The following is a 7,809-nucleotide window of genomic DNA, read 5'->3' as shown; positions in this document are numbered from 1 at the left end:
CCGCCCTGCTGGTCGCTGTCATCGGCCGCCGCCATTCTGTTCTGTTCTCGGCACGGATTCCGCCCCTCCTCGGCGTCCTAGGGGTACGGCACAGCCTTACCAGGGGAGGGAACCACCACCATGGCCGTCAGCCGACGCCGTCTCACCGCCGTCGCCGCCGTGGCGCTCGCCGCGCTCACCACCGGCCTCACCACAGGCTGCGACGCCGTGAACAAGGCCCTGGACTGTGTGCAGACCGCCGACTCCATCGCCGACAGCGTCACCGGCCTGCAGCAGGCGGTGGAGAACGCCGCGAACGATCCCACCCAGGCGGACGCCTCCCTGGACGCCATCGAGAAGAACCTCGACAAGATCGGCGACAAGACCGACAACGCCGACGTCAACAAGGCGGTCGACCACCTCGACAAGGCCGTGGGCAACGTGCGTACGGCCATCAGGAACGGGGACAGGACGCCCGACGTGAGCCCGGTGACCGACGCGGCCGGCGAACTGACCAAGGTGTGCACGAAGTAGGCCCCCTCCGGGGCACTTCAGTACTCCCGGTCGCGACGGCGCTCCCGCTCCTCGCGCCGTGCCCGGTGCAGTTCGTGCCGGGACTCCCTGCGCTCCAGCCTCTCCTGCCGGCGCTCTTCGCGCAGACGCTCCCGTTCCGCCCGGGTGATCTTGCGGGTCACGTCCACCCCGCCCCAGAACGCGAGACCACCGACGACCACCCGCGGAGCGCCCGGCTCGGGCGGGCCGTCGTCCCTGGGGTGGTCGAAGCCGCCCATGATGCCGATGCCGCGGACCACGACCTCCACGCCCGGCGGCACGACGACCTGCACACCACCCATGATCGCCACGCAGTTGATCTCGACCTCGCGGTCCGCGAAGTCCGCCTCCCGCAGGTCGATCTCGCCGCCACCCCAGAACGCGAAGCAGTTGAACTGCTTCGGCACCGTCCAGCGGCCCTTGCGCTGGAACCCTGACATGACGGCGACCGCGCCCGCCGAGGACCCCGGCCCGCCGACGATCCGGCCGGCCCAACCCCCGCTGTCCACCGGCGCCTTGGTGAAGGACACGGGAGCGGGCGGAGCCGCGGCACCGGCCGTCGGCAGGTCGCGGGTGAGCGGGGCCAGCTCGCCGTACGTGCGGGCCTTGTACACCGCCTCCAGCCGCTCCTCGAACTCCTCCATGTCGAGCCGGCCCTCGGTCAGGGCGTCCCGCAGGACGTCGGCGACCCGCTCACGGTCGGCGTCGGACGCGCGGAGGTCCGGACTTGCGTCGTCGGTCATGGCAGAAGCCTACGAGACCGCCTTCTCCGCGTACATCTTCGCGATGACCGCCTCGATGTCCGGCTCCCGCACCGACAGGTCCACCAGCGGATACTCCGCCGCGAGATGCGCGACGAGCGGTGCCGCCGACTGCCCCGCCGGGAACGCCAGCCACTGCCGCGGCCCCTCCACCCGCACCACCCGCGCCGCGGGCACCTCGACCGGCGGCAACTCCCGCTCCAGGTCCACCACCAGCGTCCGCTCGCTCTCCCCGGCCTCGTGCAGCCCCGCGAGCGGACCGTCGTACACCAGCCGCCCGTGGTCGATCACCATCACCCGTGAGCACAACTGCTCGATGTCCTGCAGGTCGTGCGTGGTCAGCAGCACGGTCGTGCCCCGCTCCGCGTTCAACTCCCTCAGGAAACCCCGCACCTTGGCCTTCGACACCACGTCCAGACCGATCGTCGGCTCGTCCAGGTACAGCACCTCCGGGTCGTGCAGCAGAGCCGCCGCGATGTCCCCGCGCATCCGCTGCCCCAGCGACAGCTGCCGCACCGGCACGTCCAACAGGGCCCCCAGCTCCAGGAGTTCGACGCACCGGTCCAGGTTCTCCCGGTAACGGGCGTCCGGGATCCGGTACATGCGGTGCGCGAGCCGGTAGGAGTCGATCAGCGGCAGGTCCCACCACAGGGTCGTACGCTGCCCGAACACCACCCCGATCCGGTGCGCGAGACGCCGCCGCTCCCGCGCCGGATCGATGCCCGCCACCCGCAGCCGCCCCGCGCTCGGCGTCAGGATGCCGGTCAGCATCTTGATCGTGGTCGACTTCCCGGCACCGTTCGGACCGATGTAACCGACCATCTCGCCCCGCGCCACGGTGAACGAGAGCGAGTCCACCGCCCGCACCTCGCGCCGCTCCCGTTTCAGGAACCCGGTCTTCTTGCGCACCTCGAAGACCTTCTCCACGCACTCCAGCACGATGAAGTCACCGTCCGGCATCTGTCAGCTCCCTGTACTCCGGTACGAACGAAGTCCCGCCCGCCAGGCCAGCCCCGCCAGCGCACAGCACGCCACCGCGACCAGCGGCGGTGCGAACGCCGCCCACCGCGGCAGCCCCAGCGGATACGGCCGCCCCAGCACATAGGTCGCGGGCAGCCAGTTGACGAAGGCCAGCGGCAGCACGAAGGTCACCCCGCGCACCAGCTCCTTCGCGAACACCGTCGGCGGATACTGCAGCAGCGTCGTACCGCCGTAGGTGAAGGCGTTCTGCACCTCCGAGGAGTCCTGCGCCAGGAACTGGAAGGCCGCCCCCGCCACGAACACCGCGCAGAAGATCGCGCAGCCGCTCACCACCATCACCGGCATCAGCAGCAGCTTCGGCAGTGTCCAGTCGACGTCCAGCCGGGTCACCGACCAGCCCAGCACCAGCAGGCCCTGCGTCACCCGGCCCAGCCGTCTGAGCGCGAACCGGTCGGCCGCCATCTGGGCCAGCACCGGCGCCGGACGAACCAGCAGCGTGTCCAGCGTGCCGTCGCGCACCCGCAGGCCCAGCCGCTCCATCGACCCGATCACCAGGTCGGCGAGACCGAACGCCGTACCCGACAGGCCGTAGAGAAAGGCCACTTCGGGCAGCGACCAGCCGCCGAGGGCGTCCACCCGCGAGAACATCAGCATGATCCCGACGAAGTCGAAGAACGTCGTCGCGAAGCTGCCGAACGTGGTCATCAGGAACGAGGCCCGGTACGCCATGGTGGACCTGATCCACATCCCGGCGATCATCAGATAGACCCGCACGCCCTCACGCACCCGGCCCCGGTCGGGGCGGACCGCCCCACCCGCGTCAGCCACCCTGGACCACCACCCGCCGCGTCGCCGCCGACTGCACCAGCCGCCCGGCCCCCAGCAGCGCCACCGCCCACGCCGCCTGGAACACATACGTACCCAGCGGGTCGGCGTGCCCCAGCAGGATCTGGGCCGGCGCCTGGAGCAGCGAGGACCAGGGCAGGGCGCGTACGACCTCGCCGAGCGCCCCCGGGAAGACGTTCAGCGGCAGCAGCATGCCGGAGCAGAAGAAGCCGGCGAGCCAGGCCATCTGCGTCACACCCTGGCCGTCCAGCAGCCAGAACGCGCTGAGCGCCACCAGGTACCGGATCCCGAACCCGACGAGCATCGCCAGCAGCACGGCGACGAAGAAGGCGACCCAGGTGCCCGCGTCCGTCGGCAGGTACACCGGGAAGCACAGGGCGCCGAAGAGGAAGGGGACCAGGCCCCGGCCCAGCAACTGGAAGAAGGCCCGCCCCAGGTCCGTCGCCAGCCACCACAGCTGCAGGTCGGCGGGCCGGTACAGGTCGATCGCCACGTCCCCCGTACGGATGCGTTCCATCAACTCGTTCTCGACGCCTCCGCCGCCGATCGCGAGCGTCGACAGGAACGCCTGGCCCAGCCACACATAGGTCACGACCTGCGTCTGATCCCATCCGCCGAGGTGTGGACGCTCGTCCCACAGGGCGCGATAGGTATAGACGAGAATGAGGCCAAATACGGTATTTGTGAACACCCCTGCCGCAGTGGCTGCCCGATACGTCGCGTACCGTCTGAATCCCCCCGCCGCGACGGCGACGTACAACCGTCCCGCGCCCACGCCAGTCCACCTCCCGGGACCGCTCGACACCGAAGCGCAGGAGCCTAGTCCCGGAGCCCGGCTGTCGGCCACGCAATTTGATGCCGAAGCGTGCCCGGATCCGGGAACGGAACGCCAGGTGCGAGAGTCTTCAAACCGGGGGCGCAGAAGCGTACGAGGCGTACGGGAACGTACGACGCGAAACAGGAGTCCGTGCACGACATGAGCGACGAGCCGCAGCCGCAGCAGCCGAACGAAGGCGTGCCGCCGAGAAAGCCGCTGCAGGCTGGAGGGCCCGGCGAGCCCGGGGGCCGTGACGACACGGCACCCGGCACGGTCGAGGAGACCGGCACGCCGGCAGGCCGGGCGGAGTCCGGCGAGCCGCCCAAGCCGACAGCACAGCCGACACCGCCCGAGCAGGGCGGACTCGGACGAACGGGTGACCCCGAGGGGTCCCGGGCCGACCGCACGGCGTCCATGGCCCGAGCCCGCCAGGCCGCCCGCGACGGCCGCCCGGAGCGACAGGGGACGACCCCACCGGCCGACGGCCCGACCCCCGCCCCGCCCACTGCACGGACGCCCCACACCGACTCACCGTCCGGTGGGGGTTCGGCGTCCGGTGGGGGTTCGGGCTCTGGTGGCGGCTCGGCGTCCGGTGGGGCTTCGGGTTCCGGTGGCGGCTCGGCGTCCGGTGGGGCTCCGGGCTCCAGTGGGGGCTCGGGCTCCGGTGGGGGCTCGGGCTCCGGTGGGGGCTCGGGCTCCGGCGTGGGGTCGGCCTCCGGCGTGGGGTCGGCCTCTGGCGTGGGTTCGGGCTCCGGGGAGGGCGCTGGCTCCGGTGCGGGTTCGGGCTCCGGTGGGGGTTCGGCGAATCGTGGTGGCTCGGGTTCCGGGGAGGGTTCCGGCTCCGGTGGGGCTTCGGTGGCTCCTGAGGGCTCGGACTCCCGTGCGGGTTCCGGCTCTGGTGACGGTTCGGTGGGTCGTGGCGGCTCGGGCTCCCGTGCCGGTTCCGGCTCCCGTGGAACTTCGGGCTCCGATGGGGCTCCTGGCGCGGGGGATTCCCGTGCCGCCGGCAAGCGCGGAAGCCCGGGGTCCGCTGAGGGCTCCGGCTCCGGTCAGGCCTCCGGCTCCGGGAAGGCGCAGGCCGGGGCCGAGCAGGCGCCGTCGGCCGAGAGCACGCAGGTGCTCCGGCGGGTAACGGCGCCCCGGGAGTCCCAGGAGAACCAGTCCGGCAAGGCGGCCGGTGAGACGGGAGCACCCGAGACCACCCAGATCCTCCGCCGCGTCAACGCACCCCGGACGCCCGACCAGGGCGACGCCGGCGCGGCGAACGCCACCGGCCGCACCCCCCGTACGACCGGCCCCGACACCGCCTCCCGCCCCGCACGCCCGGGCGGCGGCCCGAGCCGCGCCGCCCGGACGGTCGGCCCGGCCGGTGCCGCCGGAGCTGCCGCCGGTGCCGCGAGCGCGGCCGGCCAGGCATCCCAGGCCGGCCCCGTCGGCGCCGCCACCCGCGGCCCCGGCGCCAACGCCAACCCCGAAACCGGTCCCGAGGAGAACCCCGCCGCAGGCGCGGGCAACGGCAAGAGCAAGCGGCCCAAGCGGACCGGGTGGCGGCGGATCATCCCCACCTGGCGCATGGTGCTCGGCACCTTCGTCGTCGGCGTCCTCCTGCTCGTCGGCCTCTTCGTCCTCGGCTACTCGCTGGTCAACATCCCGCCGGCCAACGCCCTCGCCACCAAGCAGAGCAACGTCTACCTCTACGCCGACGGCTCCGAGCTGGCCCGGGACGGAGACATCAACCGCGAGAGCGTACCCCTCGCCCAGGTCTCCAAGGACGCCCAGCACGCCGTACTGGCCGCCGAGGACCGCGACTTCTACACCGAGTCGGCGATCGACCCCAAGGCCATGCTGCGCGCCGCCTGGAACACCGCGACCGGCAAGGGCAAGCAGTCCGGCTCCACCATCACCCAGCAGTACGTGAAGAACTACTACCTGGCCCAGGAACAGACGGTCACCCGCAAGGCCAAGGAGTTCTTCATCTCGATCAAGCTGGACCGGCAGAAGTCCAAGGACGAGATCCTCGAGGGCTACCTCAACACCAGCTACTTCGGCCGCAACGCCTACGGCATCCAGGCCGCCGCCCAGGCCTACTACGGCGTGGACTCCCGGGACCTGGACCCGGCCCGCGCCGCCTACCTCGCCGCGCTCGTCAACGCGCCCAGCGAGTACGACGTCGTCGCCCACCCCGAGAACAAGGCCGCCGCCGTCGCCCGCTGGAACTACGTCCTGGACGGCATGGTCAAGAAGGGCTGGCTCAGCCCGTCCAAGCGCGCCGGCATGAAGTTCCCCATGCCCAAGGAGCAGACCGTCTCCACCGGCCTGTCCGGCCAGCGCGGCTACATCGTGAACGCGGTCAACCACTACCTGACCACGCACAACATCCTCGACTCCGACCAGCTCGCGGCCCGCGGCTACCGCATCACCACCACCATCCAGAAGGGCAAGCAGAACGCCTTCGTCAAGGCGGTGAACGACCAGCTGATCTCCAAGCTGGACAAGAAGAACAACAAGGTCGACAGCTACGTCCGCGCCGGTGGCGCCTCCGTCGACCCGAAGACCGGCAAGGTCGTCGCGATGTACGGCGGCATCGACTACGTGAAGCAGTACACCAACGGCGCGACCCGCGGTGACTTCCAGGTCGGCTCCACCTTCAAGCCGTTCGTCTTCACCTCGGCGGTGCAGAACGGCTCGACCACCCAGGACGGCCGCACCATCACCCCGAACACCATGTACGACGGCACCAACAAGCGCCTCGTCGAAGGCTGGAGCGGCACGCCGTACAGCCCGGAGAACGAGGACCAGAAGTCGTACGGGCAGATCACCGTCACCAAGGCGACGGACCTGTCGGTGAACTCCGTCTACGCGCAGATGGCCGCCGACGTAGGCCCCTCCAAGGTCAAGCAGACCGCGATCGACCTCGGCATCCCCTCCGACACCCCGGACCTGTACCCGTCCCCGTCCATGGCCCTCGGCACCGCCAACGCCAGCGTCCTGGACATGGCCGAGTCCTACGCCACCATCGCCAACCACGGCAAGCATGGCACGTACAGCCTGATCGAGAAGATCACCAAGGACGGCACCGAGGACGTCAAACTGCCCGACCAGCAGGTCAAGCAGGCCGTCAGCCGGGAAGCCGCCGACACCACCACCTCGATCCTGCAGAGCGTGGTCGACAACGGCACCGCCACCGCCGCCCAGGCCGCGGACCGCCCGGCGGCCGGCAAGACCGGTACCGCCGAGAACGACACCGCCGCCTGGTTCGCCGGCTACACCCCCGACCTGGCCACCGTGGTCTCCGTCATGGGCCAGGACCCGGTCACGGCCAAACACATGCCGCTGTACGGCGCCCTCGGCGCGCCCCGGATGAACGGTGGCGGTCCGCCCACCCAGATCTGGGCCCAGTACACGCACGACGCGCTCAAGCACACGCCGTCCTCCGACTTCGACCTCCAGCTCGAACAGGGCGCCGAGGAGCCGCAGCCGCCGAGCGCGACCGGCCCCGCCCAGCCGGGCACGACCGGCGGCCAGACCGGCAGTGCGACCCAGAGCCCGACCGGCGGCGGCCCGACCAACAGCCCGGCCGGCGGCACCACCGGCACCCCCACCACCGGCGGCCCGACGACCACCGGCGGCACCGGCACCAACGGCGGCGGCACCACGACCGGCGGCGGCACCACCACCGGCGGCAACACGACCGGCGGCGGCACGACCGACGGCGGAGGCACCACCAACGGAGGCGACACCACCGGCGGTGACCCGACGGGCGGCGGCACGAACACCGGCGGCGGCACCGACGGCGGCGGCGGTACGACCGGCACGGCCGCCGGCGCCGGAGGCGGCGACCCCTTCGCCTGACGCCACGGCGACACCCCGATG

At 71.6% G+C, this 7,809-nt stretch carries 6 protein-coding genes; 2 read left to right on the top strand and 4 right to left on the bottom strand.

What is annotated here, in order from left to right:
- Nucleotides 1–120 precede the first annotated feature (120 nt).
- Nucleotides 121–513, top strand: coding sequence for a hypothetical protein (locus AB0D93_RS36375; RefSeq protein WP_362129295.1), 393 nt, complete (start codon nucleotides 121–123; stop codon nucleotides 511–513).
- A 17-nt stretch (nucleotides 514–530) separates the two neighbouring features.
- On the opposite strand, the gene AB0D93_RS36370 is transcribed toward AB0D93_RS36375, so the two are convergent.
- From AB0D93_RS36370 to AB0D93_RS36355, 4 genes are read right to left on the bottom strand one after another with little or no spacing between them, the layout of a single operon-like run.
- On the bottom strand, nucleotides 531–1,274 hold the full coding sequence (locus AB0D93_RS36370; protein WP_362129292.1) for a DUF1707 domain-containing protein: 744 nt from the start codon (nucleotides 1,272–1,274) through the stop codon (nucleotides 531–533).
- 9 nt (nucleotides 1,275–1,283) lie between these two features.
- Nucleotides 1,284–2,252 carry an ABC transporter ATP-binding protein gene (locus AB0D93_RS36365; protein ID WP_362129289.1) on the bottom strand — a complete coding sequence of 323 codons (969 nt, stop codon included), beginning with the start codon at nucleotides 2,250–2,252 and terminating at the stop codon, nucleotides 1,284–1,286.
- Between the two features lie 3 nt (nucleotides 2,253–2,255).
- Nucleotides 2,256–3,101 carry an ABC transporter permease gene (locus AB0D93_RS36360; RefSeq protein ID WP_362129286.1) on the bottom strand — a complete coding sequence of 282 codons (846 nt, stop codon included), beginning with the start codon at nucleotides 3,099–3,101 and terminating at the stop codon, nucleotides 2,256–2,258.
- Nucleotides 3,094–3,894 carry an ABC-2 family transporter protein gene (locus AB0D93_RS36355; protein WP_362129282.1) on the bottom strand — a complete coding sequence of 267 codons (801 nt, stop codon included), beginning with the start codon at nucleotides 3,892–3,894 and terminating at the stop codon, nucleotides 3,094–3,096. Before AB0D93_RS36355 ends, AB0D93_RS36360 begins: the two co-directional genes overlap by 8 nt.
- A gap of 1,158 nt (nucleotides 3,895–5,052) precedes the next feature.
- Between AB0D93_RS36355 and AB0D93_RS36350 the strand changes: the two genes are divergently transcribed.
- Nucleotides 5,053–7,788: a transglycosylase domain-containing protein gene (locus AB0D93_RS36350; RefSeq protein WP_362129279.1), complete on the top strand. Its 2,736-nt coding sequence runs from the start codon at nucleotides 5,053–5,055 to the stop codon at nucleotides 7,786–7,788.
- Nucleotides 7,789–7,809: the final 21 nt, after the last annotated feature.

The sequence above is a fragment of the Streptomyces sp. NPDC048191 genome (genome assembly GCF_040652655.1).
In the GTDB taxonomy this organism is placed as follows: domain Bacteria; phylum Actinomycetota; class Actinomycetes; order Streptomycetales; family Streptomycetaceae; genus Streptomyces.
This window is presented reverse-complemented; position numbering and strand designations above follow the sequence as displayed.

Coding starts and splice junctions, on each gene's coding strand:
- AB0D93_RS36370 (WP_362129292.1), bottom strand. CDS start 1,274: ATGACCGACGACGCAAGTCCGGACCTCCGCGCGTCCGACGCCGACCGT.
- AB0D93_RS36365 (WP_362129289.1), bottom strand. CDS start 2,252: ATGCCGGACGGTGACTTCATCGTGCTGGAGTGCGTGGAGAAGGTCTTC.
- AB0D93_RS36375 (WP_362129295.1), top strand. CDS start 121: ATGGCCGTCAGCCGACGCCGTCTCACCGCCGTCGCCGCCGTGGCGCTC.